Annotated in this window: 25 protein-coding genes; 15 read left to right on the top strand and 10 right to left on the bottom strand. The window is 67.0% G+C overall.

Annotated elements, in window-relative coordinates; genetic code table 11:
- Positions 1 to 6: 6 nt before the first annotated feature.
- From V1Y59_RS03220 to V1Y59_RS03240, 5 genes are all read right to left on the bottom strand, one after another.
- Positions 7 to 816 (bottom strand): tyrosine-protein phosphatase, encoded by an 810-nt coding sequence (locus V1Y59_RS03220; RefSeq protein ID WP_330503396.1) that lies wholly within the window; start codon positions 814 to 816, stop codon positions 7 to 9.
- A 54-nt stretch (positions 817 to 870) separates the two neighbouring features.
- On the bottom strand, positions 871 to 1,578 hold the full coding sequence (locus V1Y59_RS03225; RefSeq protein WP_330503397.1) for a glycoside hydrolase family 16 protein: 708 nt from the start codon (positions 1,576 to 1,578) through the stop codon (positions 871 to 873).
- Positions 1,579 to 1,926: 348 nt separating this feature from the next.
- Positions 1,927 to 3,552, bottom strand: coding sequence for a chaperonin GroEL (groL, locus tag V1Y59_RS03230; RefSeq protein ID WP_330503398.1), 1,626 nt, complete (start codon positions 3,550 to 3,552; stop codon positions 1,927 to 1,929).
- A gap of 175 nt (positions 3,553 to 3,727) precedes the next feature.
- Positions 3,728 to 4,405, bottom strand: coding sequence for a GntR family transcriptional regulator (locus V1Y59_RS03235; protein ID WP_330503399.1), 678 nt, complete (start codon positions 4,403 to 4,405; stop codon positions 3,728 to 3,730).
- Positions 4,406 to 4,433: 28 nt separating this feature from the next.
- Positions 4,434 to 5,465 carry an isopenicillin N synthase family dioxygenase gene (locus V1Y59_RS03240; protein ID WP_330503400.1) on the bottom strand — a complete coding sequence of 344 codons (1,032 nt, stop codon included), beginning with the start codon at positions 5,463 to 5,465 and terminating at the stop codon, positions 4,434 to 4,436.
- Positions 5,466 to 5,475: 10 nt separating this feature from the next.
- Here V1Y59_RS03240 and V1Y59_RS03245 point away from each other — a divergent pair, with 10 nt between their 5' ends.
- Complete coding sequence (locus V1Y59_RS03245) at positions 5,476 to 5,601, top strand: hypothetical protein (protein WP_330503401.1); 126 nt, start codon at positions 5,476 to 5,478, stop codon at positions 5,599 to 5,601.
- Between the two features lie 34 nt (positions 5,602 to 5,635).
- Here the strand turns inward: V1Y59_RS03245 and V1Y59_RS03250 are convergent, their stop codons facing one another.
- Positions 5,636 to 6,487 carry an ABC transporter permease gene (locus tag V1Y59_RS03250; protein ID WP_330503402.1) on the bottom strand — a complete coding sequence of 284 codons (852 nt, stop codon included), beginning with the start codon at positions 6,485 to 6,487 and terminating at the stop codon, positions 5,636 to 5,638.
- 23 nt (positions 6,488 to 6,510) lie between these two features.
- Complete coding sequence (locus tag V1Y59_RS03255) at positions 6,511 to 7,290, bottom strand: ABC transporter ATP-binding protein (RefSeq protein ID WP_330503403.1); 780 nt, start codon at positions 7,288 to 7,290, stop codon at positions 6,511 to 6,513.
- Positions 7,291 to 7,585: 295 nt separating this feature from the next.
- On the opposite strand from V1Y59_RS03255, the gene V1Y59_RS03260 reads away from it, so the two are divergent.
- The 6 genes from V1Y59_RS03260 (at position 7,586) to V1Y59_RS03285 (ending at position 12,813) form a co-directional block, all read left to right on the top strand.
- Complete coding sequence (locus V1Y59_RS03260) at positions 7,586 to 8,767, top strand: nitrate ABC transporter substrate-binding protein (RefSeq protein ID WP_330503404.1); 1,182 nt, start codon at positions 7,586 to 7,588, stop codon at positions 8,765 to 8,767.
- A gap of 108 nt (positions 8,768 to 8,875) precedes the next feature.
- Complete coding sequence (locus V1Y59_RS03265; RefSeq protein WP_330503405.1) at positions 8,876 to 9,508, top strand: DUF4178 domain-containing protein; 633 nt, start codon at positions 8,876 to 8,878, stop codon at positions 9,506 to 9,508.
- Positions 9,505 to 10,044: a DUF2617 family protein gene (locus V1Y59_RS03270; protein ID WP_330503406.1), complete on the top strand. Its 540-nt coding sequence runs from the start codon at positions 9,505 to 9,507 to the stop codon at positions 10,042 to 10,044. The genes V1Y59_RS03265 and V1Y59_RS03270 overlap by 4 nt, the downstream gene beginning before the upstream one ends.
- Complete coding sequence (locus V1Y59_RS03275) at positions 10,041 to 10,688, top strand: DUF4247 domain-containing protein (protein ID WP_330503407.1); 648 nt, start codon at positions 10,041 to 10,043, stop codon at positions 10,686 to 10,688. Before V1Y59_RS03270 ends, V1Y59_RS03275 begins: the two co-directional genes overlap by 4 nt.
- A gap of 82 nt (positions 10,689 to 10,770) precedes the next feature.
- The gene (locus V1Y59_RS03280) at positions 10,771 to 11,196 is read left to right on the top strand and encodes a DUF350 domain-containing protein (RefSeq protein WP_330503408.1); all 426 of its coding nucleotides are present in this window, start codon (positions 10,771 to 10,773) and stop codon (positions 11,194 to 11,196) included.
- Positions 11,197 to 11,247: 51 nt separating this feature from the next.
- On the top strand, positions 11,248 to 12,813 hold the full coding sequence (locus V1Y59_RS03285; RefSeq protein ID WP_330503568.1) for a polyamine aminopropyltransferase: 1,566 nt from the start codon (positions 11,248 to 11,250) through the stop codon (positions 12,811 to 12,813).
- On the opposite strand, the gene V1Y59_RS03290 is transcribed toward V1Y59_RS03285, so the two are convergent.
- Positions 12,807 to 13,736, bottom strand: a complete 930-nt coding sequence (locus tag V1Y59_RS03290) for an SDR family NAD(P)-dependent oxidoreductase (RefSeq protein WP_330503409.1) — start codon at positions 13,734 to 13,736, stop codon at positions 12,807 to 12,809. The genes V1Y59_RS03285 and V1Y59_RS03290 overlap by 7 nt on opposite strands.
- Positions 13,737 to 13,812: 76 nt before the next feature.
- On the opposite strand from V1Y59_RS03290, the gene V1Y59_RS03295 reads away from it, so the two are divergent.
- From V1Y59_RS03295 to V1Y59_RS03325, 7 genes are all read left to right on the top strand, one after another.
- Complete coding sequence (locus V1Y59_RS03295) at positions 13,813 to 14,397, top strand: TetR/AcrR family transcriptional regulator (RefSeq protein WP_330503410.1); 585 nt, start codon at positions 13,813 to 13,815, stop codon at positions 14,395 to 14,397.
- 34 nt (positions 14,398 to 14,431) lie between these two features.
- Positions 14,432 to 15,649 carry a sensor histidine kinase gene (locus V1Y59_RS03300; RefSeq protein WP_330503569.1) on the top strand — a complete coding sequence of 406 codons (1,218 nt, stop codon included), beginning with the start codon at positions 14,432 to 14,434 and terminating at the stop codon, positions 15,647 to 15,649.
- 30 nt (positions 15,650 to 15,679) lie between these two features.
- Positions 15,680 to 16,468 carry a LytR/AlgR family response regulator transcription factor gene (locus tag V1Y59_RS03305; RefSeq protein ID WP_330503411.1) on the top strand — a complete coding sequence of 263 codons (789 nt, stop codon included), beginning with the start codon at positions 15,680 to 15,682 and terminating at the stop codon, positions 16,466 to 16,468.
- Positions 16,469 to 16,496: 28 nt separating this feature from the next.
- Complete coding sequence (locus tag V1Y59_RS03310) at positions 16,497 to 16,868, top strand: hypothetical protein (protein ID WP_330503412.1); 372 nt, start codon at positions 16,497 to 16,499, stop codon at positions 16,866 to 16,868.
- A 4-nt stretch (positions 16,869 to 16,872) separates the two neighbouring features.
- On the top strand, positions 16,873 to 18,615 hold the full coding sequence (locus V1Y59_RS03315) for a sodium/solute symporter (protein ID WP_330503413.1): 1,743 nt from the start codon (positions 16,873 to 16,875) through the stop codon (positions 18,613 to 18,615).
- A 326-nt stretch (positions 18,616 to 18,941) separates the two neighbouring features.
- A complete protein-coding gene (locus tag V1Y59_RS03320; RefSeq protein ID WP_330503414.1) occupies positions 18,942 to 19,301 on the top strand; it encodes a DUF485 domain-containing protein in 360 nt (119 codons plus the stop codon).
- Complete coding sequence (locus tag V1Y59_RS03325; RefSeq protein WP_330503415.1) at positions 19,298 to 20,938, top strand: solute symporter family protein; 1,641 nt, start codon at positions 19,298 to 19,300, stop codon at positions 20,936 to 20,938. Before V1Y59_RS03320 ends, V1Y59_RS03325 begins: the two co-directional genes overlap by 4 nt.
- A 96-nt stretch (positions 20,939 to 21,034) precedes the next feature.
- On the opposite strand, the gene V1Y59_RS03330 is transcribed toward V1Y59_RS03325, so the two are convergent.
- Both V1Y59_RS03330 and V1Y59_RS23730 read right to left on the bottom strand, forming a co-directional pair.
- Positions 21,035 to 22,294: a hypothetical protein gene (locus tag V1Y59_RS03330; RefSeq protein WP_330503416.1), complete on the bottom strand. Its 1,260-nt coding sequence runs from the start codon at positions 22,292 to 22,294 to the stop codon at positions 21,035 to 21,037.
- 298 nt (positions 22,295 to 22,592) lie between these two features.
- Positions 22,593 to 23,459: a hypothetical protein gene (locus V1Y59_RS23730; RefSeq protein WP_488803371.1), complete on the bottom strand. Its 867-nt coding sequence runs from the start codon at positions 23,457 to 23,459 to the stop codon at positions 22,593 to 22,595.
- 1,125 nt (positions 23,460 to 24,584) lie between these two features.
- Here V1Y59_RS23730 and V1Y59_RS03340 point away from each other — a divergent pair.
- Positions 24,585 to 26,351 carry a PQQ-binding-like beta-propeller repeat protein gene (locus tag V1Y59_RS03340; RefSeq protein WP_330503418.1) on the top strand — a complete coding sequence of 589 codons (1,767 nt, stop codon included), beginning with the start codon at positions 24,585 to 24,587 and terminating at the stop codon, positions 26,349 to 26,351.
- The last annotated feature ends 23 nt before the right edge of the window (positions 26,352 to 26,374 follow it).

The raw sequence follows: 26,374 nt of genomic DNA on the forward strand, positions 1-26,374 counted from the left end.
GGCCGGCTACGCGTCGAGGAACTTGTCGCGCAGGGCTCGCTGCCCGTCGGCATCGATGCCCAATCCCTCGGCGAAGTAGTTCTCGACCGTCCCGAATTGATCCTCGACCTCGGCGAATGCGGCGTCGAGATACGCCGCCTGCACCCCGAGCAGCGGACGGAGCAGGTCGGGGTCGCCGCCCGCGGCCTCGAACCCGTCGAACACGTGCCGGATCGCGGGCAGGAACATGTCGTTGGTGAGCAGGTAGTCGTCGTAGACGGCGTCGCGGTCGACGCCCAGGATCGTCAGGAAAGACGCTGCCGCCCAACCGGTCCGGTCCTTCCCGGCGGTGCAGTGGAAGAGTGCGGGCGCGGCGCCGTCGAGCAGCCGGGTGAACAGCCCCTGGTAGGACTTCTGTGCGCTGGGCAGGTTCACGAGGTCGCGGTACGCGCCGTACATGTGCTCGACGCCGCTGCCGTCGGCGAGCTTCTCGTTGGCGGCGGCCACCGTCTCCGGGTCGGACAGCACCTTGTCGAGGTTGGCGGGGGCGCTCACGGTCTCGGCGTCGGCGAGCACATCGAGGTGTACGCCGACGGCTCCGTCGATCGTCGGGTCCGGCTCGGCATCGGTCTCCGCCACCGACCGCAGGTCGAAGACGGTGCGGATATCGAGCCCCGAGAGGAAGGCGCGGTCGGCGTCCGAGGCGTCGTGCAGGGCCGCGGACCGGAACACCCGGCCGATCGCCACCCGCCGCCCGTCCGCGGTCAGCGCCCCGCCGACGTCACGGAAGTTCGCGACGGTGGTGAGCTCGAGACGGTCGACGCTGCGTTCGGTCATGGATTCATCGTGGCAGACGTCGTCGGACGCGACGTACTCGAGCACGCGCCGACGTCACAGACCGTAGACGTTCACCCAGTCGACGAACATGGCTCCCGTCGGGAACGTGGGCCCGCCGAAGTAATCGAGTTGCAGCGCGAGGCGCATCGGTCGTGGTGGTAGACGTCCGGTGTCGGTGCTCACCGCCCACTGCACGCCGTCCCGGTAGACCGCGATCCGTTGCGGGGTCCACTCGACGGCCCAGCTGTGCCAGCGGGTGGCGTTGACCCTGGTCACGTGCTGTTCGACGTGGTTGGCCGCACCGTAGTGCAGGTTGTACTCGACGCGCTGACGCCAGGGGTCCGAGATCTCCATGAAGTCGATCTCGCCGCCGACCGGCCAGTCCTCGGCGACCGGCCACAGCAGGGCCACCGGGTGCCAGGCGAACGCCGCCATCGTGGACCGCGCGCAGATCTCCCAGCGTCCATATTTCTGGCCGCTCCATCGCGGTGTGAGACCGCCCGAGTTTCCGCGCAGGTCGGAACGGATGACCAGGTCACCGCCCGAGACCGACACCGCATCGGGCGTGCGCCGGCCGTTGCCGTCGTGTCCTGGACCGTCGTAGAGGTGCCAGTCGTTCAACGACGCTGCACCGGTGAACTGGTCGGATCGCGCGGGACTTCCCCACCCGTGCGTATCGGCCGCGCTCGCAGCGCACTTGCCGGCCGCCACCGGCATCGGTCCGGTCGACGGCGCACCGGCCGCGCGATCGTTGCCGGCCACCACTCCGAGGGAAGTCAGGAGAACGACGAGTACGCCGCGAATCAGATTGTGGGGGTTGAGAACAGGAACCGCTGATGTCGGACTGATCACACGGCAAACGTAACAGCGCAATCTGGTACGCGTGTCCGAATTGCATCAATCGCAACCCGGTCCTGGTGATGGCGAACCGTGGGGCGCGCGGGGGCGTCATAGTTCTGGCCGCATTTCCGGGTTCCGGCTTGGAGACGCAACTGCGGCCAGAAGCGGCAGGTGCGGCCAGAACCGGGAGGCCCGAACAGCACTGGACCCGGCCACCTGATGGTGACCGGGTCCAGTTGGTTCACGAAGAGTGAAGCCTGGGTTTCTGGATCAGAAGCCCATTCCGCCCATCTCGTCGCCACCCGGCATGGCCGGGGCCGGGTTCTTCTCCGGCTTGTCGGCGACGACGGCCTCGGTGGTGAGGAACAGAGCCGCGATCGAGGCTGCGTTCTGCAGCGCCGAGCGGGTGACCTTCACCGGGTCGTTGATGCCGGCCTTGAGCAGGTCCTCGTACTCGCCGGTGGCGGCGTTGAGGCCGGTGCCCAGCTTGGAGTTGAGGATCTTGTCGGCGACGACGCCGGGCTCGAGGCCTGCGTTGATCGCGATCTGCTTGGCCGGGGCCGACAGCGCAACCTTGACGATGTTGGCGCCGGTGGCCTCGTCACCGGTGAGCGAGATGCCCTCGATGGCCGACTCGGACTGCAGCAGGGCCACGCCACCGCCGGCGACGATGCCCTCTTCGACGGCAGCCTTCGCGTTGCGGACGGCGTCCTCGATGCGGTGCTTGCGCTCCTTGAGCTCGACCTCGGTGGCCGCGCCCGCCTTGATGACCGCAACACCGCCGGCCAGCTTGGCCAGACGCTCCTGCAGCTTCTCACGGTCGTAGTCGGAGTCGCTGTTCTCGATCTCGCTGCGGATCTGCGCCACGCGACCGGCGATCGCGTCGGCATCGCCCGACCCGTCGACGATGGTGGTCTCGTCCTTGGTCACGACGACCTTGCGGGCGGTACCGAGCAGCTCGATGCCGGCGCTCTCCAGCGAGAGACCGACCTCTTCGCTGATGACCTCGCCACCGGTGAGGATGGCGATGTCGGCCAGCATGGCCTTGCGACGGTCACCGAAGCCCGGGGCCTTGACGGCGACGGACTTGAAGGTGCCGCGGATCTTGTTGACGACCAGGGTCGACAGGGCTTCGCCCTCGACGTCCTCGGCGATGATCAGCAGCGGCTTGCCGGCCTGGATGACCTTCTCCAGCAGCGGCAGCAGATCCTTGACGGTCGAGACCTTGCCCGACACGAGCAGGATGTACGGGTCCTCGAGGACCGCTTCCTGACGATCGGCGTCGGTCACGAAGTAGCCCGAGATGTAGCCCTTGTCGAAGCGCATGCCCTCGGTGAGCTCGAGCTGCAGGCCGAAGGTCTGAGCCTCCTCGACCGTGATGACGCCTTCCTTGCCGACCTTGTCCATGGCCTCGGCGATGAGCTCGCCGATGGACGGGTCGCCGGCCGAGATGCCCGCGGTGGCAGCGATCTGCTCCTTGGTCTCGACCTCCTTGGCGCTCTTCAGGAGGGCCTCGGTGACGGCCTCGGTGGCCTTCTCGATGCCGCGCTTCAGACCCATCGGGTTGGCGCCGGCAGCGACGTTGCGCAGGCCCTCACGGACGAGTGCCTGAGCCAGAACGGTGGCGGTGGTGGTGCCGTCGCCCGCGACGTCGTCGGTCTTCTTGGCGACTTCCTTGACGAGCTCGGCGCCGATCTTCTCGTAGGGGTCCTCGAGCTCGATCTCCTTGGCGATGGACACACCATCGTTGGTGATCGTGGGGGCGCCCCACTTCTTCTCCAGAACGACGTTGCGACCCTTGGGTCCCAACGTCACCTTGACTGCGTCGGCGAGGCTGTTGAGGCCACGCTCGAGACCGCGGCGGGCCTCTTCGTCGAACGCGATTTGCTTGGCCATGGGTAAGTGATCCTCCGATAGGGGGTGACACCAGGTATCTATGGCCGGACTCGGTGCCCGCGACGGACGACCGGTGTGTCATTCGGAACCGATCTCACCGTCCCGACCTGGCACTCACAGCTTGCGAGTGCCAAGGTCGTTTTTAGCACTCACCAGGGGCGAGTGCAAGGTGTGGTCACTTCCTCAGCAACCGCACCAGGACACCGGCGGCGTGGGCTTTCGCCGCACGCTCGGCCTCGTCGGCGTCACCGGCCTCCAGCGCCCCGACGATCCGGCGGTGTTCGGCGACGGCGAGCCTGCGGTTGACGTCGTGGCTCCACATGTCCGACCGATAGAGGTGCGACTGCGTGTCGAGCCGGAACAGCGCGTCACACAGCGGTTTGTTGCCCGAATGCGCCCGCACCGCGGTGTGGAAGTCCAGGTCGAGGTCGGCGTCGCGCCGATGATCGGCGGAGGTCTCGAGGTACGCCTCCTGCTCACGCACCCGCTCCCAGAGTTCCGCCAGGTCGGCGAGGGTGACACGGGTGGTGGCCTCACGCGCCGCGAGCCCGTCGAGGACTTCGCGGACCTCGAAGACGTGCCGGAGCATCTCGTCGTCGAGGTGGGCGACCTTCGCACCTGCGCGCGGCGTGTAGACCGCGAGCCCGTCGACCACGAGTTGCTGCACCGCCTCCCGCACGGGGCTGCGGGACACCTCCAGCCGAGCCGCAAGCCCAGGCACCGACAGCGACGTCCCCGACTCCAGCTTTCCCGCGAAGATCTCGTCGCGGAGTTGCCGGAGGACCGCCTCGGTGAGCAGGGCACCGTCGGAACCGGACGCGCGCAGCGACTGGAGGCTGTCGGAGATGCTCATGATCCACCCATTCTGACCCGTCGCCGGGTCACAGTGCCGCCTTCACGCGCTGGGCTTCGCGATCGGCGAACTCCGGGGCCACCCCCGCCTTCATCCCGGCGAGTTTGGCGTCGATGTTCTCCGCGACGGTGATGGGCGGGTATCCGGGGCGCTCGGCGCTCGCGCAGCCCGGCAGGGTCTCGATCACCGCGTCGTGGTTGCCGTCGAAGAAGAAGGCGGCCGACCGGCGACGGATGATGCGGCCGTCCACCACGGGCGGGTCGACACGATGGACGGTGGAGCGCCATCGGTCGTTGGTCCAGCGAGCCATCGCGTCGCCGAGATTGACCAGCAGCGCGCCGTCGGCGGGCTGCACGTCGTGCCAGACGCCGTCGACGTCGAGGACCTGCAGGCCGGGCACCTGGTCGGCCCACAGGACGGTGAGGATGCCGAAGTCGGTGTGCGCGCCCATGCCGGTGAGCTCGCCGGCCAACTCGATCTCCCCTTCCGGCAGCGTGTAGTTGTTCATCTTCAAGGCGTCGATCGAGTGGTCGGTCAACTCGTCGAAGTAGCCGGCCGGCAGACCGAGCGCATCGGTGCAGGCGGTGAGCAACACGCGCGACACCGAACGGACGGCGTCGAACCAGGCCTCGACGGCAGGACGGAAGCCCGGCGCGGCGTCCGGCCACGTGTTGCTCGCATAGCTCGACTCCGGCAACTCGTGCTCGGCGAACCAGGACCGTTCCGAGCCGACGGTGAACGCCTCGTAGAAGTCGTTCATCTGGTTCGCCGCGGCCACACCGAGACTCATGCTGAGCGACTCGCTCTTGGGTGGGCTGTAACCACGGTTCTCGCCGGGCCGGGTGTAGCGCTTCTTGGCGTCGAGGGGCAGGGCGTAGAACTCGTCGAGGGCCGTCGTGAGGCCGTTGATGACGGAGTCATCGACGCCGTGCCCGACCACCTGGATGAATCCGACAGTGCTGCATGCCTCGTCGATCTCACGGGCGACGCGAGCGCGTTCGGCGGCCGAGCCATCGGGGTCGAGGTACGGCGAGATGTCGATGGTGGGGACGGTGAACATGGTGTGCTCCTTGGATATGGTGGCGGGTGGACTGAGCGATCTCGACTTCGACAAGCTCAGCCCGGCGGATACGGCTCCGCTGCCGCTCGTCACCTACTCGATCAGCGGGAGATTGCCGCCTCCGCTGGTCGAGTAGTTTCGAGCCGCTAGGCGAGAAACGTATCGAGACCTCATCGCCGCCGGTTCACGAAAGCGTTGAGCACGCTGAAGATTCCGAACACGACGATCCCGAAGAGGGATGCGAGCACGATCGCGGCGATGAGGTCGTCGGACTGCAGGCGTGCGCGGTAGATGTCCAGCAGGGTCCCGATACCCGGCTCGCCCTTCGCGAAGAACATGTCGCCGATGATCGCGCCGACCACCACGAGGCCCGACGCGGTCCGGAATCCCGTCATCATCGACGGAAGGGCCGACGGGAACTCGAGTTTCGCGAGACGCTGCGCGGTCGAGGCCTTCGTCAGCGTGAACAGCTCATGCGCACCCTTGTCGACCGACACCATGCCGAAGTGGGTGTTGGCGATGATCGGGAAGATCGCGATGATGACGCAGACGATCGTCCGGGCGACCATGCCGTAGCCGAACCACAGGCCGATCAGCGGGACGATCGCCAGCACCGGGATCACCTGCAGCACAACCGCCCACGGGTAGATGGCACGTTCGAGGAAAGACCCCCGGCTCATCACCACACCGATGGTCACACCGATCAGTGCGGCAAACGCGAAGCCCACGAAGCTGACCTTCGCGGTCACCCAGAGCGCATCGAGCATCGGGCCGACATGGTCGGGATCGAGCAGCGAGTTGGTCAGCACCTCATGTGGTGGCGGCAAGAGGAAGCGCCGCTCCGGACTGAGGATCAGGTAGCTGACGCAATACCAGAGGCCGATCGCGGCGGCAAGCGAGAGCGCGGGCGGCAGGCCGTAGCGCACAACGGCTTTGAGGGCTGATCGGCCGCGCGCGGATTCGGCGACCGGGGCGCCGGGCGTCTCGCCACCGGTTGCTGTCGAGTCAGTCGTGGTGTTCATCGGGGTCGACGGTGCGGTCGTGGTCATCGTGCGCCTCGCAGGGTCTCGGAGATCTCCGCGACGTGTTCGGTGAACCGGGTGTCGTAGCGGAGGTCGGTGTTTCGCGGATATGGGAAGTCGATTCGGATGTCGGCGACGATGCGGCCGGGCCGTGCGGACATCACGATCACCCGATTGGCCAGGAACACGGCCTCCGACACGGAGTGGGTGATGAACATGGCGGTGAAGCGACGGTCGGCGTAGAGCCGCTGCAGCTCGAGTTGCATGTCGAGACGCGTCATCTCGTCGAGGGCGCCGAACGGCTCGTCGAGCAACATCACCTGCGGTTCGGAGGTGAGCGTCCGGGCCAGCGAAGCGCGCATCTTCATGCCGCCCGACAACATGCGCGGCAGCTGCTTCTCGAATCCGCTCAACCCCACCGCGTCGATGGCGCGCTGCGCCCGAGCGCGCCGTTCGGATTTGGGCAGGCGGGCGATCTCGGCACAGAGTTCGACATTGGCGCGCACGGACCGCCACGGCAGGAGGGTCGGTTCCTGGAAGATGAAGCCGACCGAGTCGGTGGCGAGCGCGACACTGCCGTCGGTCGGTGCCTCCAGGCCGGCGGCCATCCGTAGGAGCGTGGACTTGCCACATCCCGACGGACCCACGACCGCCACGAAGTCGCCGTCGGCGATGTCGATGTCGATGCCGTCGAGCGCCCGGGTGCCCGACCCGAACTGCTTGGTCACGCCGGAAGCCGAGATGACGATTCCCTTGGTGAGGTGACGCGCGTCGGCGTCGTTCATGGTGTCGAAGAGGCTCATGAGCAATCCAGTCGTCGGAAGTACATGTAGATGGCGACCCATCCGCTGTCCTACATACTTCGTTACATGTATTTCGAAGCGGTGTCGGCGTGTTAACTCTGGATGACAGAACATGCAGGGTGGCAGCCGCGATCAGTTCGGTTTATGGGCAAAGAGCAGGATATTCAGCGGCGAACCGGGTGAAGGCGACTCCCGACGACTACATGCAACAGATTGGCATACAGCCGCGGATGCTCTTAGCTTTACATGTAGATCGCACAAAGCGACGTTTCCGGCACGGCCCACAGGAGATTCCATGACCCGACGTACACCGTTCACCGCGCGCAGCACGCGCGCCCTCGCCGCCGCGACCGCCGCACTCTGCGCCGCCGCGCTGGCCGGGTGCGGCAGCGACTCCGACAGTGAGACGGCCGCTGCCTCGAGCCTGCCGCCGGCTCCCGCCGAATCCGCGCTCGCCGACGTGTGCCCGTCAGACCTCGTGGTGCAACTGCAGTGGCAACCGCAGTCGGACATGGCCGGGGTGATCGGGCTGCTCGGTCCGGGATACAGCGTCGACGGCGACGCCAAGTCGGTGACCGGCCCCCTCGCCTTCGACGGAATGGACACCGGCATCGACATCACGCTGCGCGCCGGCGGCCCCGCGATCGGTTTCCAGTCCGTTCCGTCGGCGATGTACGCCGACGACTCGATCGACCTGGGCCTCGTCCATGGCGACCAGCTCATCGCGGCCGCCAAGGACCAGCGGGTGGTGGGCGTGACCCCGCTGCTGCAGTACAACCCGTCCATCCTGATGTGGGATCCCGAGACGCATCCCGATCAGCAGACCATCGCCGACATCGGCCAGACGGACGAGACCGTGGTGGTCAGCAAGGATCAGATCTTCCCGCAGTGGCTGGTCGCCAAGGGACTGCTCAAGGAGAGCCAGCTCGACCGGAGCTACGACGGTGCGCCGGCCCGCTTCGTCGGCGACCCGAGCATCGCGCAGCAGGGCTTCGCCAACTCCGAGCCCTACACCTACGAGAACGAGACACCGTCGTGGAACAAGCCGATCGCCTACGAGATGGTCAAGGACGCCGGCTATGACGTGTACGCATCCAACGTCTCGGTGCGCGCCGACCGCCTCGAGGAGATGACGCCCTGCCTGCAGAAGCTGGTCCCGATGATCCAGCAGACCGGCAAGGAGTATGTCGCCGCCCCGGACGCGATCAACACCACCATCGTTGACTGGGTTTCGCAGGACACCAGCTTCAGCCCGTACACCGAGGGGGAGGCGCAGTACTCCGCACAGATGCTGAAGGACGAGGGCGTCATCGGCACCGGCGCCGACGGCGTGTGGGGTAGCTACGACCCGGCGAAAACGCAGTCGATCGTCGCCGATCTGGTGCCGATCCTGAACGACGGCGGCGCGGATCTGCCGACGCAGCTCCCGGCAGATCAGCTGTTCACCACCCAGTTCATCAGCAGCGACGTGCGCTGACGCTCCGCACGGTGGTACCGGCGTGCAACTCCTGCCCGCCGGTACCACCGTTGCTGTCATTCACGTCCGCTATGTCGGTGTCGTCGCAAGGGCAGTATGGTCGGCGGCGTGGAGATCTTGCTGATCATCATCGTTGCACTGCTGCTGATCATCGCGGTTGTGGTCGTCTTCAGATTCCTGAGCGACCGCAAGGCGCAGAAGGCGGAGGCCGACGCGCTGCGCGACCGCGCCTACGGCCCGCGCGACCCGTTCTCGACCGTCGACGACGACGCCGTGCGCGGAGATCCGCGACAGCTCAAGCCCGGTGATCTGGTCGAGCTGCGCGGTGAGACGTTCGCGGTCCGCGGGACGCTGCGGCTGTCCCAGAGCGGCTTCGAATGGACCGAGAACTTCCTCGACACCGGGACCGGCCGCAAGGCCTGGATCTCGGTCGAAGACGATCCGGACCTCGAGGTCGTGCTGTGGCATGAGTGCAAGGGCGTCACGGTGAGCCCGGGTCCCGACGCCGTCGAGATCGACGGCCGCCGCTACCACTCCGACGAAGCGGGTTCGGCGGACTTCGCCTCCACCGGCACCACCGGGCTGGGCGGCCGCGGATCGATGCGCTACCACGACTACGAGGCCGGTGACGAGCGGTTGTCCTTCGAGGACTTCGGCTCGGGCTGGGAGTGCGCCCGAGGCGAGGTGATCGCACGCAGCGAATATCGCATCTATCCCACCAACCCCACGCCGGGTTCGTGACGGCGCCCGGCCTGGCGGCCGGCCACGTCCGCCTGGATGTTCCCTACGCCGACACGAGTGCTCGACAACTCGCCTTCTCCCTGACCGCCGCCGTCCGCGAACCCCTGGCGCGCTGCGACCACCGGTTCGAATCGGGGACGGTGTCACTGCGACTGCTCGGAGCGAGCCACCAGATCGTCGTCGACGACGGGGACCGGCAGATCTGCGAAACCGTCGCCTGCCTGCCGGGTCTCGACCGGCCGCTGCCCGGTTCGGTCGCCGACGGGCCGTACTCGTTCACGTCGTCGGTCGAGCACTGCGACCCGGAACGGCTCGCCGAGATCGTCGGCGACCTGCGCGAGCGGACGGCCGCCCATCGTTCCGCGGGCCTCCCTGCGCTGCTCGGCGAGTTCCCCGGACAACCGCTCGCAGTGACCGCGGCGATCGCGTCGGCGCGGGGCGACGACATCGTCTGGCAGACCTGGCACACGTATCCGCAGTCGGCCGAGGTGGTCACGACCACCGGTGAGCTACGCGGTGCGGGGAGCAGCCGATGAGCTACCCACCGCCACCCGGAGGTCCGCCACCCGGAGGTCCGCCACCGAGCGGACCGCCCCCCGGTGGGCCCCCGCCTCCTGGTGGTCCCCCACCCGGCGGACCTCCCGGAGGGTTCCGGCCGACCCCGGGTTTCGGCGACGATCCCCGCCGCGGCCTGCATCGAACCCGCAACATCATCATCGGCGTGATCGTGGTGATCGCATTGTTCGCGATCGTCGGCGCGTGCTCGGTTCGTGCGCTCGGTGGCCTCACCGGCGACGATGCCAGTGCCCGCAGTTACATCACCGCGAACTACCAGCGCGACACCTCGCTCGACGAGGGCAGCGTCGACGCCTACATCGCGCAGGGAACCCCGGCGTCGGTGGCGAGCGAACTCAGCGGCGTCGAACAGCCGGTTGATCAGCGGGCGGGCGACACATCGAACGCGGCCGATGCCGAGGGCACCCAGTTCCTGCAGTACCCCGACTACGTCATCGGCCTGTTCCCCTTGGCCGCCGGAACGACCAAGGTCATGTTGAGTCGCGACTACCGGTCCGGGTACAACCACTTCCTGCCGTTCGTCGGCGCATTCTGGGTTCCGACACCGAATTTCGGGGGTTCGGGCAGCGATTTCCGTGGTGGCGGCTCCGGGAGCGGGAAATGACCGCCATGTCACCACGCACAATGACACCGACGAGTCCCACATCCCTCACCCGACGCGCTTCACGACCTGAACCGGAGGACACGTGCTCGAAGATCTGATCCGAAACGCCTATTCCGCCGCCGCATACGGCGCGACGGGCATGGTGCTCATGCTGCTGTCGTTTGCGGTCATCGATGCCCTGACGCCGGGCAATCTGCGGCATCTGCTGTGGGCGGACCGCAACCGCAACGCCGGAATCCTGGTCGGCTCCAATGCCTTCGCCGTGGCGATCATCGTCACCGCGGCGATCGTGGCCAGTGAGGGCCGACTGTTCGAAGGTCTCACCTACACGGTCGTGTACACGGTCATCGGGGTCGTCATCATGACGGTCACGTTCTTCATCATCGACCTGTTCACCCCGGGCAAGCTGGGTGAACTCGTCGTGCACCCGGAGAGTCATCCCGCGGTGTGGATGCACGGTGTGGTGCACGTCGGCATCGCGATGATCGTCGCCGCCTCCATCCTGTAGCGCCAACCCCGCCGTTCCACCGTGACCACCTTCGACGAACCCGAACCCGGCGTGTCCGAACCGGGCGCGCCGGGCACCTCGTCGGCGCACGGTCGGGCGCGGTGGTCGCGTGCTGCGCTGCTGGCGGTCGTCTTCGTCTGCGCGGCATGTGGTCTCGTCTACGAGCTCGCCCTCGTCTCGCTCGGCTCGTTCCTGATCGGCAACACCGCCACGCAGGCGTCGATCGTGCTCTCGGTGATGGTGTTCGCGATGGGTGTCGGCTCGCTGGCCGCCAAACCCCTGCAGTCCCGGCCGATCACGTCGTTCGCGGCGATCGAACTCGGTCTTGCCCTGCTCGGCGGGCTATCGGTGATGGGCCTCTACGCCGCGTTCGCCTATCTGTCGCTCTACACCCCCGCACTGGTGGTGGTCGCCTTCGTGCTCGGCCTGCTCATCGGCGCGGAGATACCGCTGCTGATGGTGCTGCTGCAACGGATCCGGCGTCAGGATGCCGGCAGCGCGGTCGCCGACATGTTCGCCGTCGACTACATCGGCGCACTGGTCGGCGGCCTCTGCTTCCCGTTCCTGCTGCTCCCCCTGTTCGGTCAGCTCGAGGGAGCGCTGGTCGTCGGGCTGGTCAATGCCGCCGCAGGCAGCTTCCTGGTGTTCGGCGTGTTCCGGAAGGATCTCGGCCGCGTGGCGCGCGGGATTCTCGGCATCGCCGCGGTGGCGGTGATCGCGGCGCTGGTCGCCGGGATGGTCTGGGCCGACAGGTTCGAGGTGACCGCCCGGCAGGCGATGTTCCGTGATCCGATCGTGGCGGCCGAACGAACGCCGTATCAGGACATCGTGATCACCGAGCGGGGGACACGACTCGGCGACGACACTCGTCTGTATCTCAACGGCGACCTGCAGTTCTCGTCGATCGATGAGTACCGCTACCACGAGTCGCTGGTGCATCCGGCGATGGCGGGACCCCGTGACGACGTGCTCATCCTGGGCGGCGGCGATGGTCTCGCGCTGCGTGAGGTTCTGCGCTACCCGGACGTCGCGTCGGCCACACTGGTCGAACTCGACCCCGAGATGATCCGTCTCGGCCGCGAGGACGAACGCCTCACGCGACTCAACGACGGGTCGCTGAATGATCCGCGGGCCTCCGTGGTCACCGCCGATGCGTTCTCGTGGCTGCGGGACAACCGACAACTTTTCGACGTCGTCATCGTCGACATGCCCGATCCCGACGAATCGGCAACGGCCAAACTGTATTCCACCGAGTTCTACAGCCTCGTGGGCGCCCATCTCGCCGACAGCGGACGGGCGGTGGTGCAAGCCGGATCGCCGTACTTCGCGCCGAAGTCGTTCTGGTGCATCGACTCCACGCTGCGTGCCGCCGGTCTCGCCACCACCCCGTATCACGTCGACGTCCCGTCGTTCGGCGACTGGGGCTACTTCCTGACCGGCCACACGCCACCCGAGTTGGGCCTCTCCGCGCCGGCGCCGCTGCGCTTCGTCACCGACGACGAACTCGTCGCCGCCGCGGTGTTCCCGGCCGACCGGCCGCGCCTCGACCTACCACCGTCCACCCTGATGGACCCCCGCATCCTGCGTTATGCGCAGTCGGAGTGGGCGGCCTACTGATCGGTGCGCGGCCGCGCCGACACCAACTCCCCTAGAAACTCCCACAACTCGCGTTCCCGCTCGGGGTCGTACGACTCATCCGAGGACGCGGTCACGCGCGTGCGGTCGATGTATTCACCCGACGCCGCCGGCGTCCGGCCCACCGCGACGTCGGCCAACTTCCGCCCGGCTGTCGGAATCCGGTCGATCGACGGTGCCATCGCGAGCGCCGGGAGCACCCATCGGCCGACGAACTGGTCGCGTCGGCCCGCGGCCCTGATCAGACCGGTGCCGGGCACGAATCCGGGGTTGTAGGAGACGATCTCGACGCCCTCGGGGAGCCTGCGGGACCACTCGTGCACGAGGTGGATGGCGGCCAGCTTGCTCGTCGAGTAGGCGCATCGGCCTGCTGCCGCGGTGTCGGGTTCGGGGAATGCACCCGTACGCGCGAGGGTCGCCGGCGGCGACCACCGGGGCGCAGGCACCATGCCATAGGTGTGCCGAAAGTCGCCGAAATGGGTGTCGCTCACCGTGATCACGATCCGGGCCGGCGCAGCGAATCGATCGCGGAGCGTGTCGAGCAACAGATGGTTCGCGACGACATTGACCGCGAAGGTGGCCTCGAGTCCATCGACCGTCTCGTGCATCGCGTCGACGAACTGCAGCCCGGCATTGCCGATGAATCCGCCCAGCGGCGGCAATGACCCGTCGTCGAGCCGTCCGGTGATGTCGGCGAGGGCTGCGCGGATGCTGTCGAGGCTCGCGAGGTCGGCGTCGACAACGGTCACGCGCCGCCCCGTCGCGTCGAGGTCTCGAGCGAAGCCCTCGGGTCCTCCACCCCGAGCCGGAAGAACCAGGTGGACATCGGGATCGAGCCGCAAGATCTCGGCCGCTGCAACGCGCCCGATGCCACGGGTCGCTCCGGTCATGACCAGGGTGTGCATGGCAGCTCCATTCAGTTGACGCTGTCAACCCAGTCAAGGCGGTTCAGTTGACGATGTCAACTGATAGCTTGGCGGGATGACGACCAGAGCGGAGAGCGCCGCGCGCACCCGCCGGGCGTTGCTGGGTGCAGCCGGCGACCTGCTCGACCGTGGCGGGCCCGATGCGGTCACCCTGCGTGACGTCGGTGCCGGCGCGGGCGTGTCCCGGTCAGCCGCGTACCGCCACTTCGAAGACAAGAACGCGTTGCTCACGGCTTTGGCCGCCGACGCGTGGGCAGCCGTCGCCATCGGCCTCGACGGCATCCTCGACGACGGCTCACTCACCCCCGAGAGTGCCGTTCGGGTCGCGCTTGAATCCCTCTCGGACCTCGGTCGCGACCGACCTCACCTCTACCGCCTGATGTTCACCGCGGGCCCCGCCGACCACCCGGCGGTCGTCGACGCGGCCACCCGGGCCCAGGACGGCTTCCTCACTCTCGTCGGCAGATTCGTCGGGACCGACGAGGCACGACGCTACGCCGGTGTGCTGTTGGCCGCCGCCCACGGCCTCACCGACCTGGATCTCAGTGGGCACCTTCCCCGGGAGAAATGGCACGCCGACAGACATGAGCTCATCGACCTGTTGGTCGCCATGATCGCGCGTACCCCCGACCTTTCGTGAACACGACGACCCTCAGGATGGGATCGTGGAGTCCATGTCCGGCCAGTTGGCGATAGCACTCGCGATCATCGCGGTCGTCGTCGTGGTCGCGGCCGTGGTGCTCATCCGGACCCGCCGGGTCGTCACCACGCCGACCGAACGGGCCGTGCACTTCGCCCTGCAGACGGCGTCGCAGGCGGCGCGCTCACTGCGCACCGGGCTCTCCGCCGAGTCCGCACACGAGGCGCTGCCCCACCTGCGCGACCTCACCACGGCGGACGCGCTCGCCCTGTACGACTCACACGGGGAACTGCTGGCATGCGAACCCGACGACGACTCACTGTGGGGCGGCGCTCTCACCGACGCCGCCGCGCACGCGGCGCACACCGCCGAGGTCGACCAGCGTCGGGTCCTGGTCAACGATCCCTGCGGGACGGAATCGCGTGTGCGAGCGCTGATCGCGCAACCGCTGGTCGCCGACGACGCCGGGGTCGGCACCCTGGTCGTCGTGACCAATCACCGTCCGGGGCCCGGCATGATGGGCGCGGTCGGCGAGGTCGCGCGGTACGTGTCGAGCCAGATCGAACTGGCCGAACTCGAGGCGTCCCGGGCTCGGCTCGACCGCGCCGAGGTGCTGGCGTTGCGCGCCCAGATCAGCCCGCACTTCATCTACAACGCCCTCAACACGATCGCGTCGTTCGTCCGCACCGACCCCGACCGCGCCCGCGAACTCATCCTGGATTTCGCCGACTTCACCCGATACTCCTTCCGGGCGGCAGGCGAATACACCGTCCTCGCCGACGAACTGCGCAACATCGACCGCTACCTCACCCTCGAACGGGCGAGGTTCGGGCCGTCCCTGGACGTCCGACTACAGGTGTCACCGGAGGTGCTCAACGTCGTCGTACCCTTCCTGGCGTTGCAGCCGCTGGTGGAGAACGCCGTACGGCACGGCCTGGCCGGCAAGGGCGGCGGGACCATCACGATCACCGCCGCCGACGAGGGCACCGACTGCGTGATCACCATCGAGGACGACGGCGTCGGGATGGACCCCGAACTGCTGCGATCGGGAGACATCGACGCGCTGGACGGCGGCGGGGACCCGGCGCAGCGGAGTGAGTCCGACGGCGCACACGTGGGGCTCACCAATGTGGACCATCGGCTGCGCGCCGCATTCGGCAACGACTACGGTCTAGTGGTCGACACGGGCGTCGGCGCCGGTACCCGGGTCGGAATGCGGGTCCCCAAATTCCGCGCCGGTATCCGGGCCTGACGATCCCGGTCGAGTCGAAGGAGGTGGGTCATGCCCCTGGTCGTCCTCGCGGTCGACGACGAACCGCCAGCGCTCGACGAACTCGCCTACCTCCTCGGCAGACAACCCGAGGTCGACGAGGTGTTCACCGCCGGTGACGCCACCCATGCGCTTCGCGAACTCAGCGAGCGGCGCATCGACGCGCTGTTCCTCGACATCAACATGCCCGGTCTCAGTGGCCTCGAACTCGCCGGCGTGCTCCGGAAATATGCCGAGCCACCGGGCGTGGTGTTCGTGACCGCCCACGAGGACAAGGCGGTCGACGCGTTCGACGTCGGGGCCGTCGACTACCTCCTCAAACCGTTGCGCGAACAGCGACTCGCACAAGCGATCTCGAGGCTGACTGCCGCGCGCGACAGTGCGCAGCAGCGCCCGCCCGAGGGGCCATCGCGCCCGTCCACTTCCGACGAGGTCATCCCGGTGGAGCTCTCGGGGGTCACGTCACTGGTCCGCCGCGACAGCATCTCCTGGGTGGAGGCCGTGGGCGACTACGCCCGCCTCCACTCGGACTCCGGATCCCACCTGGTGCGAATCCCGTTGTCCACGTTGGCCACCCGTTGGCAGGACCACGGATTCCAGCGGGTGCACCGCTCCTACCTGGTGGCGGTGCGGATGATCACGGGCCTGCGGGCCAAGGGATCGTCGACGGTCGTGTGCGTACGCGCCAACGGAGCGTCGGAGGCCGTGGAATTGCCGGTGAGCCGACGCCAACTCCGTGAACTCAAGGATCTGCTCGTCCGGGACCCGATGCGCCAGATCCGCGCCGACAGCGAAACCTGAAGGCGATGAACCGATCTCGAGTGGCATCATGACCGACCACCCCCCGCGCCGAGAGCGCGTCGTACTCGCACAACGCCGCGGAGCGCGCATGATGCGCACGCGCATGGAGGTCCAAGAGCAGACCGAGGTCGGCGATGCGCTCGTGCGGGGCCTGATGCGAGCACAGCTCGGCCTGGCGCTGCGCCTGGCGGTGGCCGTCGTCGTCGTAATCGTCGCGATCCCGCTGACCGGCACCCTCTTCCCTGCCCTGACGACCGCGAGTTTCCTCGGCATCCGACTGAACTGGCTGGTGCTCGTCTTCGCCCTCTACCCGCTGCTGTACGTCGCGGGGCGCATCTACGTCCACTTCGCCGAGCAGGCCGAGCGGGATTTCCTGCGCGTCGTCGACGACGAGACGTGAGCGCGTGAACACCGACGTCGATGCCCTCACCGCGGTCGCGCTGGCACTCGCCGCGATCGCGACGGTCGCGGTGGGCGCCTATGGTGGCCGCCTGTCGCGGACCACGTCGGACTTCCTGGTCGCCTCCCGCAGCGTCGGCCCGCGCTGGAACGCCGCAGCGATCTCCGGTGAATACCTCTCCGCGGCTTCCTTTCTCGGCGTGGCCGGGCTCGTCGCGAAGTACGGCGCCGACGCGCTCTGGTACCCGATCGGATTCACCGCCGGATACCTGGGGCTGCTGCTGTTCGTCGCCGCCCCGCTGCGACGCTCGGGCGCCTACACGGTCCCCGACTTCGCCGAGTTCCGGTTGAATTCGCGCGCCGTCCGGCTCACCGCCATGACCGTCGTGGTGGTGGTGTGCGTGCTGTATCTGATCCCGCAGTTGCAGGGGGCGGGGCTGACGCTGAACATCCTGTTGGGTGCGCCGGTGTGGGCGGGTGCGGTCGGGGTCGGCGCGATCGTCATCGTCAACGTCGTCGGCGGCGGCATGCGGTCGATCACCTTCGTCCAGGCGTTCCAGTACTGGCTCAAACTCACCGCCATCGCGGTGCCCGCCCTGGTGCTGCTGATGGTGTTCCTCAACGACCGGTCGGCGCTCGGCGACCCCGTGCCGCCGCGGGTCGATCAGGCGACCACGGTCGACGTGACCACCCCGGTCACCGTGACCGTGCCCGAGACCGACGGGCTCACCGTCACCGGGATGCTCGACGGCGAGCAGGTCGAGGCAGCACCGATCCCGACGACCGGCACCCACGAACTCGGCGCCGGTACGGTCATCCGTCTCGAGGCGGGCGCCGCCACACCTGTCGTCGAAGGCGCGCCGACAACCGGCGAAGGCTGGATCACCTCTGGCGGCGGGCTCGGTGGGCGTCAGCCCTTGTTCGAGGTGTTGTCGCTGATCGTGGCCACCTTCCTCGGCACCATGGGGCTGCCGCATGTGCTCGTGCGCTTCTACACCAACCCGGACGGACGGTCGTCGCGCCGAACCGCGCTCGCGGTGATCGGGCTGCTGTCGTTGTTCTACCTGTTCCCCACCATCCTGGGCGTCTTGGCCCGGCTGTACGTGCCACAGTTGCTCATCACCGGCACCTCCGACGCCGCGGTGTTGCTGCTGCCGGCCGCGGCCGTCGGCGGCATACCCGGCCAGATCCTGGCGGCGATGGTCGCGGCCGGTGCGATCGCGGCGTTCCTGGCCACGTCGTCGGGCCTGTTGGTCAGCATCGCCGGCGCACTCTCCACCGATGTGCTGCGCGGCCGGGTCCGCGACTTCCGGATCGCCGCGCTCATCGGCGGCCTGATCCCGATCGGGCTCTCCCTGGCGGCCGCGTCCCTCGAACTGTCGCGCACGGTCGGCCTCGTCTTCGCGGTGGCCGCGTCGACGCTGTGTCCGCTTCTCGTGCTGGGTATATGGTGGCGTGGGCTGACCGCGCCGGGAGCGGTCGCGGGGCTCGTGGTCGGGGGACTGAGTTCGGGCGCCGCGACCAGCCTTGCGATCGCCGGCGTGGTGCGCAACGACATCCTCGGCGGCTGGCCTGCGGAGATCATCGGGTATCCCGCGCTGATCACCGTCCCGCTGGCGTTCGCCACCATGATCATCGTCAGTCTGGCGACCCGACGCAGGGTGCCCGACGATCTGTCACGCACCTTCGCCCGCATGCACGTCCCCGAACGGCTCGGGATGGGGATCGAGAGGTTGCCGAGCGAGTAGGTCTGGTCACGTGGTCTCGATCTCGACAGAGCTCGATCCGGCGGATACGCGTCGGGCTCGCAAGCTCGCACGGCGCTACTCGACCGGCGGAAATCGCTCGCCCGGCGGAAATCGCTCGCTGGTCGAGTAGCCTCCGAGCGCAGCGAGGACGCGTATCGAGACCTTCCAGACCCTCATCCACTCGACCGCTCGTCGGCCGTCACCGACCGCCCGTCGCACAGTCAACCGACTTCAGCGTGTGACCCATGCCACGGCATTCTGCTGTGACCTGCACCTCAATACGCTTGCCAACCGAGAGTCATCACAGACATTTTCAGGAGGTAGGCGTGTCCACGACCGAACAACCGCCCGGCGCGGCGGCGACCTCGCCGACGGGCGAGCAATGGCTGGAGGTCCAAGCCAGCCCGGAGTTTCAGGATCTGCGGCATCGACTGCGCCGGTTCGTCTTCCCACTGACGGCGTTCTTCCTGCTCTGGTACGCCCTCTACGTTCTGCTCGGCGCCTTCGCCCACGACTTCATGGCCACCAAGGTGTGGGGCGACATCAACATCGGGCTGATCCTCGGACTCCTGCAGTTCGTGTCAACGTTCGTGATCACCGGTCTCTACGTGCGGTTCGCCAACCGTGAGCTCGATCCCCGGGCCACCGCGATCCGCGAGAAGATGGAAGGAGAGCTCACGGTATGAGCTCCGTACAGACCTACGACCTCGCCGCGACCGTTGGCAGTCCCGTCGCCAACATCTCGATCTTCCTCGCGTTCGTCGCGGTCACCATGTACGTGGTGATCCGGGCGAGCAAGAACAACAAGTCCGCGGCCGACTTCTTCACCGGTGGTCGCGGCTTCTCCGGGCCGCAGAACGGCGTCGCGATCGCCGGTGACTACCTGTCCGCGGCGAGCTTCCTCGGTATCGCGGGCGCGATCGCCGTGTACGGCTACGACGGGTTCCTCTACTCCATCGGCTTCTTGGTGGCGTGGCTCGTCGCGCTGCTGCTCGTCGCCGAATTGCTGCGCAACACAGGCAAGTTCACCATGGCCGACGTGCTCAGCTTCCGGTTGCGGCAGCGGCCGGTGCGCCTGGCGGCGGCCATCTCGACACTGATGGTGTCGCTGTTCTATCTGCTCGCTCAGATGGCCGGCGCCGGTGGCCTTGTCGCGCTGCTGCTCGACATCGAGAGCCGCGTCGGCCAGTCGATCGTGATCGCGATCGTCGGCGCGCTGATGATCGTCTACGTGCTCATCGGCGGCATGAAGGGCACCACCTGGGTGCAGATCATCAAGGCGGTGCTGCTCATCGCGGGTGCCGCGATCATGACCGTCATCGTGCTGGCGAAGTTCGGCATGAACCTGTCCAGCATCCTCGGGTCCGCGCAGGATGCGATCAGCGGATCGTCGGATGAGCAGGTCGCCGCGCGTGACGTGCTCGCACCGGGCGCGCAGTACGGCGGGTCGCTGGAGTCGCAGATCAACTTCATCTCGCTGGCCGTCGCGCTGGTGCTCGGCACCGCGGGTCTGCCGCATGTGCTGATGCGCTTCTACACGGTGCCCACGGCGAAGGAAGCCCGTAAGTCGGTGGTGTGGGCCATCGCCCTGATCGGCGCGTTCTACCTGTTCACGCTGGTTCTCGGCTATGGTGCGGCCGCGCTGGTCGGGCCGGACGAGATCCGCAACGCGGCCGGCGGACAGAACTCCGCGGCGCCATTGCTGGCGTTCGAACTCGGTGGTGTGGTGCTCCTCGGCATCATCTCCGCGGTGGCGTTCGCGACCATCCTCGCCGTCGTCGCCGGCCTGGCGATCACCGCGTCGGCATCGTTCGCGCACGACATCTACGGCAGCGTGATCAAGCGCGGCCAGGCCAGCGAGGACGATCAGGTGAAGGTGTCGCGGTACACCGTCGTGGTGCTCGGCATCATGGCGATCATCCTGGGCATCCTGGCCAACGGGCAGAACATCGCCTTCCTGGTGGCTCTGGCGTTCGCCATCGCCGCCGCGGCCAACCTGCCGACGATCGTGTACTCGCTGTACTGGAAGCGGTTCAACACCCGCGGCGCTCTGTGGAGCATCTACGGTGGCCTGAGCTCGACGATCGTGCTGATCGTCTTCTCGCCGGCCGTGTCCGGTTCGGAGTCGGCGATGATCCCCGGTGCCGACTTCGCGTGGTTCCCGCTGTCCAACCCGGGCATCGTGTCCATCCCGGTTGGCTTCATCCTCGGTATCGTCGGCACGCTGACGACGCCGAAGGACGCCGGCACGCCGGAACGCAACGCCGAGATGGAAGTTCGCTCGCTGACCGGTGTGGGTGCGGAGAAGGCAGTGGTGCACTAGGTTTCGGTTCTCACCACCAGAAAATGAGTCGGGGGGGCTCAGCGGATTTCGCTGAGCCACCCCGACTTTCGGCTTGCTCACCTCGAGGCAGTCACCTCATGCTGCCGGTCGGGTGACGATCGACATGATGTCCTGCGAGGCCTTCTGGATGTCTCCCACAACGTCTGCGGGGGTCGGCGCCGGCCGCGGCGCCGCTGTCGCCGGTGCAGGAGCCAGTCCGGCCGTCACCTGATCGATCGTGTCGTTGACCACCGTGGTCACGTCTGCGGCCTTGTGCTGGATGTCGGCCACCCCGCGCTCGATATCCGTGATGCCCTGCTCGATCGCCGGGAGCGGTGAGGGAATCGGCATCGGTGCTGCGGGAAGCTGTGGCGCGGGCATCTGTGTCACGTTGGCGGCGCTGCTGCCGAGGTCGCTGCTCCCGAAGCCACCCCCTCCGCCGGGGACCAGTTCCGGATCGATGGGCCGGAGCGCGTCGGCGATGATGCTGCGGATGCGGAGCAGCGTGGGAACGACACCTCCGTTGCCACCGACCATGATGTCGATAGGCCGGAAGAACGGGGCATCGACGGTCACTCCGGTGGGATTGCCACCCAGCAGACCGGGCAGCCCCAAGGTGGCCTGGACACCGACGGATCCGATGATCGGTAGGGAGAAGCTGAAGCCGAGATTGCCCTCGACCCCGTTCAGAGCGGCGTCGAGGAGACGCGGCGGCGCATTGAGGACCTCGCTGATCACGGTGGGCCAGTTGCCCAGTACCAGTGCACCGAGAAATCGCACGCTGATCGCGCCCGCGACGATCCCGACGGATGCGACGGTGCCCAGCGCCGCCGGAGCCACCAGAAGCAGGGCCAGCGCTCCGGCGCGCACGGCATTGCCGACGATGTGCGCGCCGACGGTCGCGAATGCGCCCGCCGTGCCCAGAAGCAGAATGCGAGCCGCTTCTCCGGCCGGGGCAAGGACGGCGGCGCCCGCCCTCAACAACTCACCGTTGATGAGATATGAGAAGCCGTCACGCACCGCGCCGGGGATACTGGCGATCACCGGCCCCAGCGCGGCGATATTGCCCGCGCCGGCACGAATCAGATACCTGACGTTCGCTATCTGATTTCCGACGACCTTGATGATGATCGGTGGCGGCTCGGAGAGGGCGAGCCGGCCGATGTTGCCGATGTTTCCGGCGGTATCCCCGATGAACTCGCCCCAGGTGACGAACGGGTTCACGAATGCGGTCGGAACAACGTGGGTGGACACCACTTCCGTTGCGGTTATCGGTTGTGGGACGGGGGGCGGATTGTTGGCGATCGGACTGACGGCAGTGCCGGCATACACGGCGCCGGCAGTGGCAATTGCCATGCCGGACATGAGAATCGAATTCAGGGCACGACGCACTTCGGACTCCTCGAGACGGTCGGACGACTCGACAGCCCGATTGCGACGGGAGCGTTGCAGTCAACCAGGCCGTCACGCTCAGGTTTATCACGTTGTAACCGATTGTGCGCCAGTTCTCCGCCGCCGAGTTCCGTCACGGAATTTCGCACCCCGTTTTCATTCCCGCTGTTTCGATCGAGGAAACGGGAACGAATCGCGTGAACGACGATCGCTGGCCGTGGCCTCACGGCACCCTCCGCGTGTAGCAGCCGCCGGCGCCTACTCAGCGCAACGCGATGATCTCGTAGCCCAGGGACTTGTTCTCGTAGCGCTCACGAGGGCAGACGACGAGAACCGCGCCGGGGACCGGGATGACCCCTCCGGGATCTGCACCACAGGGCGACGCTCGACGTTCGAATGAGCCGTCGTCGTTCACAACCACCAATCGGAATCCGTCATCGTCGCGGTCGGTCGCCGTCACCAGTTGATCACCGATCGCGGCCCACCGCCAAGCGTTAAGGGACGCACCTTGCCACGCGGTGAAGATGTCGAGTCTGTCGATCCGGCGGTGTTCATCCGAGGGCATCGACAGCACGTAAGTGGCGTCGTCTCCGGTGTGCGACCGGATCTGGGTTACGTTCCCAGATATCAGCCCGGCCTCCGGAGCGGTCACGAACCAATCAAATTGTCCCCAATCAATTCTCACCGTCGCGGATGAGGTGTCGACAATCGCCAGAGCTTCCTCATGACCGCTGCGGTCCAGCGTGTAACGAATGGCCATCTGCGGCCCACTCGCAGCGACAACGTCGAAGTGGATGGCGGCGTCGGCGCCGCTCCAGCGCGGAAGTTCGATCGGCATCCGTTGCGATGACCCGGAGTCCAGATCGTAGGAGATGGCAGCGGTGCGCTTGTCCCCCTGACACAACTCGACGACAACCACCGAACTTGTGGTGGTCGTGGCACTCTCGACATCCGTGCACTCGGTCGCCGCTTGCTGCCACCTCAGACGTCCGGTCCGGACGTCGAGCGCACCCACTCGCTCAGCGTCGCCGTCGGAGCGCGACACACCCACAGCACCGTCACCGTCCGACACCGAACGCGCACGCACGACCCACCCTTCGGCGTTGGTCCACAGATGCCGGCCTGTCATTGCGTCGAAACCTGAGACCACGGGGTGGGGTGTGTCGTCGTCCGCCTCGTTTTCGCGAGAGCACTGCACCATCACCACGCTGTCGACGCTGGTGCCTGTCGACCACACTCCGTCACCAGTGCACCCTTCGGGGAAGCGGTCACGCGGATAGTGCCACCGACTCTCACCCGAGGCCCCGTCGTACGCGCGCACACCGCTCGAATCAAAGGTGACGAATCCGGGGCCCGCCGGCACGACGAGCCCAGGTGTCGCGCTCCGGAGTCGATACGCCTCAGTATCTGCAATCGAGGTAGGCGTCGCAGCCACTGCGATCGGCTCCGCCCGGACGAGTGCAGTACGCGAGGACCCGATCATCGCACCGCCGGCCAAGATCACTGTCATCCCGATGACAAGTCCGACAACCCCAACGGTCCTCCAACCCCCGCCCCTGCTTCCAATAGGTTCGGGATCGACCGCCGCCGCCAGGAGCGCGAATGCTGCGATCGTGTAAAGCACCCAGGACAGCCGGGAGAGTTCAAGCACCGTGTAGGCACCCGGTCCCGAGATCGATGCCGCGGCCTCGTGGACAGGTTGGGCCAGAAAGGCGAACGCCGTCGCGGCCGTCGTCCCGGCCAGCAGAGCCGACGCGAGCTCTACGACCGGAAGCTGTCGAGGCAGCAGAACAGCGAGTGCGATGACAAGAAGAGCAACCGCGGTTCCGATAGCGAGTGAGATCGCCAAGTATACCGTCGCAGCTTCGAAATCGCCCCCGACCCACCCACTCGGTCTGCGGAACACCATCGCGAGGATCGCAAGCACGGTGGCGCCGATTCCGCTGCCCACCGCGACCCCGACACTGATCTGCCGCCGCAATTCACGCCCCCGATACATCCGTGTGCCCGCCAGAACCACACTCGTGGATCTGATCCAGCAGCCGTTCTCGTCCCCACCACGTCGCGAGATCTTGATACGAGCGTGCCCTTTCCCTCGCCACGGCCGGTCACCTGTCATCCGAGCAAATGACCGTCGCGAAGCGGCCGATACGCTCACGCGGTGCCGGTTGAGACGCAGGACGAGCTGAACCTACCTGATGACCAGGACACCGAGTCCCAGGAGAGATGGATGATGCCCCAACCCGGTTTGTGGTTGGGTCTGGTCATCGGTCTGGTCTGTGTCTCGGTCGCCGCAATGTGCTGGGCGTGGTTCCACCGCACACCGCCGGTGGTGCACGACGATCTCGACGACACGATGGCTCTTCTTCGTCAGTCCTTCGTGGTGGTTGGGGTCGCCGGAACTCTGGTCTCGATCTATCTCGCCGCCGGTGTCTCACGAAGTGAGGAAACGTCACGGCGACATCTGCTCGCACTGACCGCGCCGACGCTCGCGGTCATCGGAGCCATTGGGCTCATCGCGTGGTATCGCCCCGATACCCGGGAGGAATTCGGTGGCGCCGCTTACGAACAGCGGCTTCCGGGCTCGGGCAACGCCCATGCCGCCGCAGCCATAGCGTGGTGGACCGCGTGCTTTGCCGTGATCGCGCTTGCTCTCGTCGCATTCCGCGCCTACCGGCCGTACTACGATTTCACTTCGGAGCCCGAGTCACCTCGAAAGCCGGCCATTCGCGCTGTTGCGGCGGCGATGGCGGTCCTTCTCGCGGGCGGGATCGCCGTGGGCATCGCGACTTATGATTCACCGTGGTACGACGGGCAGACTGCTTCCGACGTGTCAGTACCTTCGATTCCTGACCGCCCAGGCCAAGTTCGCTACGCCGTCGACTCTCAGCAGAGTCTCGTCGTTGCGGGCGCAGGCTACGCCGTGGTCAACGAGGCCTCGGACGACGTGCCGGACGGGCAGGACACGATCGAGGGATACAACGGCGCCACCGGAGAACGCCTGTGGTGGTTCACCGCTCGCGGTACAACAGTTACTTCGATATGGTCCACGGGAGTTGGCGCGTCGAGTGTCGTTGTGGCGAGGGTCTTCGCGTATGGTTCGGACGGCCCTTCAGGTAACCCCTACATCGCCCTCGATGCGACGACCGGGGAACACCTCTGGACCAAATGGCTGGACAGCGCGGGCGACTCGGATGGCCCATTCGATGTGATCAGCGATTCGGTTCTGCTGCAACGCGAACGGCTACCGGAAACCGATGTGCAAGCGGACGCCGCGCCGCGCTGGCAGTGGACGGCGCTCTCGCCACGGACCGGTGACCCCATGTGGACGCGGACCATGACGGAAGGGTACTGCCCCGCGTCTCCGCGAACGGCCGATCGATCGATTGTACTGACGACCTGCAGTGACGATTCGGACGTGATCGCCACAGTGCTCGACGCAGCCACGGGTCGGGAAGAACGTCGTATCCGCCGGTCGGATCTCGGTGTCGATGTCGGCGGCGACACCGCTGTCTCGATCGATGGAACCCAGGGGAAATACGCAATCGCCACGATATCCGCGCCAACCCGCGACACAGTCGCTGAGACCGCCGTACTCATCAACGTCGTCACCGGCCGCGAGGCCCACCGCTTCCCGACCGGCGATCGCGCGACCTTCATCGACGGCGACGCCCTGGTGGTCCGGAGACCCGATCGACCCGGTTCGGACTCGCTGTCCCTCTTCGATATCGCCTCGAGGGCATCGATTCCGACCGGCCTGTACGCCGAGGACTCACTGCGCGTGCCGCTGCCGTGGAAGGGGCTAGCCGAGAGCTGGGTCGGGGCCGGGTCCCTTGTTCCCTTCGATGAGAGCACCACAGAGAGCGAATCGGCATCGAGAGACTACGACCTGTGGACGATTTCCCGAACCGGAGATCGAGAACAGGTGCCCGATCCGTGCACCTCAGACCGCTTCGATCTCAGGACAATGCCGGGAGCACTTGTGGTCGACTGCACGACGCAGCGCATCGCGATGAATTGAACGTCCGTCACACGTGAGCAGCC

Origin of the sequence: Gordonia prachuapensis, assembly GCF_036350515.1 — a bacterium.
GTDB lineage: Bacteria > Actinomycetota > Actinomycetes > Mycobacteriales > Mycobacteriaceae > Gordonia > Gordonia prachuapensis.